Annotated in this window: 4 protein-coding genes and 1 pseudogene; 2 read left to right on the top strand and 3 right to left on the bottom strand. The window is 66.3% G+C overall.

Features of this window, described 5'->3' with window-relative positions; genetic code table 11:
• Positions 1-149 precede the first annotated feature (149 nt).
• Entirely contained in the window at positions 150-443 is a 294-nt protein-coding gene (locus HUK84_RS15465) for a hypothetical protein (protein WP_176641081.1), read from the top strand.
• 58 nt (positions 444-501) lie between these two features.
• Here HUK84_RS15465 and HUK84_RS15460 read toward each other — a convergent pair whose 3' ends face one another.
• Together HUK84_RS15460 and HUK84_RS15455 are read right to left on the bottom strand one after the other, a co-directional pair.
• On the bottom strand, positions 502-1,023 hold the full coding sequence (locus tag HUK84_RS15460; protein WP_176641080.1) for a hypothetical protein: 522 nt from the start codon (positions 1,021-1,023) through the stop codon (positions 502-504).
• 81 nt (positions 1,024-1,104) lie between these two features.
• Positions 1,105-1,311, bottom strand: a complete 207-nt coding sequence (locus tag HUK84_RS15455; RefSeq protein ID WP_176641079.1) for a (2Fe-2S)-binding protein — start codon at positions 1,309-1,311, stop codon at positions 1,105-1,107.
• 218 nt (positions 1,312-1,529) lie between these two features.
• Between HUK84_RS15455 and bfr the strand changes: the two genes are divergently transcribed.
• Positions 1,530-2,015: a bacterioferritin gene (gene bfr, locus HUK84_RS15450; protein ID WP_176641078.1), complete on the top strand. Its 486-nt coding sequence runs from the start codon at positions 1,530-1,532 to the stop codon at positions 2,013-2,015.
• A gap of 41 nt (positions 2,016-2,056) precedes the next feature.
• On the opposite strand, the pseudogene HUK84_RS15445 reads toward bfr, so the two are convergent.
• Positions 2,057-2,248: pseudogene (locus HUK84_RS15445) on the bottom strand (serine hydrolase); the annotation flags it as partial.

Here is a 2,248-nt window from a genome sequence, read left to right as displayed (position 1 = left end):
TGGATGCCGCGCCCGCCGACGCGCCCTGGCGCATGGCGGCCGAACAGCGCATCGCCGAATCCGAGCATCAGTGAGCGCGCCGTCCTGGCCCCGCCCTGGCCCCTGCCCAGATTACTACCCTGGCCCCCGATTATCGTGAGCCCCGATTCATGAGCCTTCAGCCCGTCGCCAGCAGCATCGCGCAATGCCCGCTCTGCCACCGGCCCGTCCGGGGCACCGTGGAAGCCTGCCCCCATTGCGGGGCCGAGCGCCATTTCGGCCCGACCTGGCGCGAGAGCCTGACCTGTGTCGCAATCGGGCTGGCGATCGGGCCTGCGGCCATCATGCTGGCGGGAGCCGGGTGGCGGATGGCGGCGCTGGCCGGGGCGATCGGCGTGATGCTGGGTTTCTTCGTCGCCCATTCGCGCCATGCCGGCGATCGCTGGATGCCGCCCAGGAGCTGAGTCGGCGACGGCCGATCAGAGGCGCGCCCCTCGGGCCTGCAAGGGGTCGCCGGCTAATCTAGAGCGAGCCCTGTTCCTGCATGCGGCCGAAGCGTGCGCGGGCGGCCTGGCGGTGGCCCGGGGGGCGGATTTCGCACGAGATCAGGTAGATCCCGGCGACGAAGATGATATTCGCCAGCGAATTGAACCACAGCGCGATCTCGAAATGCGGCGGGGCGGTCGCGCCCTGGTAGATCGCGTAGACGGCGAACGGGATCGACAGCGGCCGCATGCCGGCCAGCATCACCCGCAGCGGATTGAGATGGCCGGGGCGCACCAGCGGCCGGACCCGGTTGATGCCGGTATAGAAGGCCAGGCCGAGGCACCAGACCAGCACGTTGAACATGGCGTCGCTAAGCGACATGTGGCCGATGACGATCATCGCCACGATCGACGCCGCCGACAGCATGATGGCGCCGAACTGGAAGCTCATGCCCAGGGCCATTGCGGACAGGGATTCGGGCAGGCGGTCGGCGAAAGGCTGGAAGACCCTGTCCAGCAGCCAGCCATCGAACTGATTGACGCGATCACCAAGAGACATGGGGCCCTTGTATCAAGGGTGCGTCGCGACCGCATCCCCTTTTGGCCGTGGAGTCCGGGGATGCGCGGTCGGGTTTCACGGTCAGGTTGCGGGAGCCAGGTCCGCGAGGTCTGCTTCGGCGCGTGCCTGGATGGCCCGGCGCAGCAGGCACAGCACGCCCGGTACGCAATTGCCGCACTGCGCGCGGCAGCCCTTGGCGGCATAGATTTCGCCCGGGCGGGTGGCGCCCCCGGCAACGGCATCGTGCAGATCGCGGTCGGTCAGCATGTTGCAAGAGCAGACAAACATGGAAGGTCCCATTTCCGTGCCTGCTGCTTCAACCATAAGTGATAATGATTCGCAATATCATTCTTAACATCCCGGACGAAGGGGCGATCCGCCACTGGCGCCGCGGGCGGCCGGCGGGCAACTTTACGCGTCCGGGGGAGTCTGTCCGATCAACGGGGCCGATCAACGGGGCCGATCGATAGGGCCGAGCCCCCGCCCGCAGCGCACAAGGAGTCGCGATGATCAAGGATCCGCAAGTCATCGACCATCTGAACACCCAACTGACCAACGAGCTGACGGCGATCAACCAGTATTTCCTGCATGCCCGCACCCTGCGCCACTGGGGCGTCACCAGGCTGGGCAAGCATGAATATGACGAGTCGATCGAGGAGATGCGCCATGCCGACTGGCTGATCGAGCGGATCCTGTTCCTGGGCGGACTGCCGAACGTGCAGCGGCTGAATACGATCCTGGTCGGGCAGTCGGTCGAGGAGATCCTGCAATGCGACCTGAAACTGGAGGAGAAGGCGCTGCAGGATCTGCGCGACGGGATCGCCTATTGCGAGTCGGTGCGGGACTATGTGTCACGCGATCTGCTGTTGAAGATCCTGGACAATGAGGAAGAGCATGTGGATTTCCTGGACCGGCAGTTCGACCTGATCCGGCAGATCGGCATCGAGCGCTACATCCAGTTGAATGCGGCGTCGGCCCCGGATCAGGAATAACGGGAACGGGGGCGGCGGGGTGGGTGTTCCCGCCCCTATCCCTATACGCCGTAGACCGCGTCGCGCACTGCATCGGGGTAGGCGCCGGCCATGCCGGCCAGCGCGGTGTTGCTCATCATCACGATCGTGGTGGCGCGGTCGGGATCGACGATCCATTGATGGCCGTAGACGCCGCCCCAGGTGAAGGCGCCGCGCGAGAGCGGGCTGCGCGCGCGGGCTGGGTCGTCCACCAG

This window comes from Nguyenibacter vanlangensis, assembly GCF_013376155.1.
Taxonomy (GTDB): Bacteria; Pseudomonadota; Alphaproteobacteria; order Acetobacterales; family Acetobacteraceae; genus Gluconacetobacter; species Gluconacetobacter vanlangensis.
Note: the sequence above shows the minus strand (reverse complement) of the source record. Positions and strands in the feature narration are given on the sequence as shown.

Excerpts from the sequence above, each read along its gene's own strand:
- bfr (WP_176641078.1), top strand. The coding sequence starts at position 1,530 with ATGATCAAGGATCCGCAAGTCATCGACCATCTGAACACCCAACTGACC.
- HUK84_RS15460 (WP_176641080.1), bottom strand. The coding sequence starts at position 1,023 with ATGTCTCTTGGTGATCGCGTCAATCAGTTCGATGGCTGGCTGCTGGAC.
- HUK84_RS15465 (WP_176641081.1), top strand. The coding sequence starts at position 150 with ATGAGCCTTCAGCCCGTCGCCAGCAGCATCGCGCAATGCCCGCTCTGC.
- HUK84_RS15455 (WP_176641079.1), bottom strand. The coding sequence starts at position 1,311 with ATGTTTGTCTGCTCTTGCAACATGCTGACCGACCGCGATCTGCACGAT.